Here is a 398-nt window from a genome sequence, read left to right as displayed (position 1 = left end):
AGTCGATGGAGCTGCTCGGCAAGGACGAGACGCTGCGTCGCCTGCAGGCACTGGCCGACACCCTGGGCTGATTCCGGTGACGGATGCCGCGCTTCCGGCAGCCGAGACGGATGTCATCCTCGGCGACCTCGGCGTTCTGCTGCTGGAATGCGGCGTATCCGTGACGGACGTGCGCGGCTCGCTCGAGCAGGTCGGGCGGCGCGCGGCGTCGACGCCGCAGGCATCCCTCGAATTCGCGATCCTGCCGGAGATGGTGATGGTGAGCCGTCCCGGCGCATCGTCGGCGACGACCACTGTGATCGGCAAGGGTGAGGCGCTGACGTTCCGTCAGTCGGCGAAGGCCAGCAGGCTGGTGCACGGGCTCGAGGCGGGTGCGGTGCCGCTGGCCGAGGCCCCGG

Annotated in this window: 1 pseudogene; it reads left to right on the top strand. The window is 70.4% G+C overall.

What is annotated here, in order from left to right:
• Window positions 1–76: 76 nt before the first annotated feature.
• Window positions 77–398 (top strand): annotated as a pseudogene (locus tag BGN97_RS02035) (hypothetical protein); the annotation flags it as partial.

The sequence above is a fragment of the Microbacterium sp. 69-10 genome, assembly GCF_001897945.1.
GTDB lineage: Bacteria > Actinomycetota > Actinomycetes > Actinomycetales > Microbacteriaceae > Microbacterium.
The sequence above is the reverse complement of the archived record's forward strand: the minus strand, read 5'-3'. Positions and strand labels throughout refer to the sequence as shown.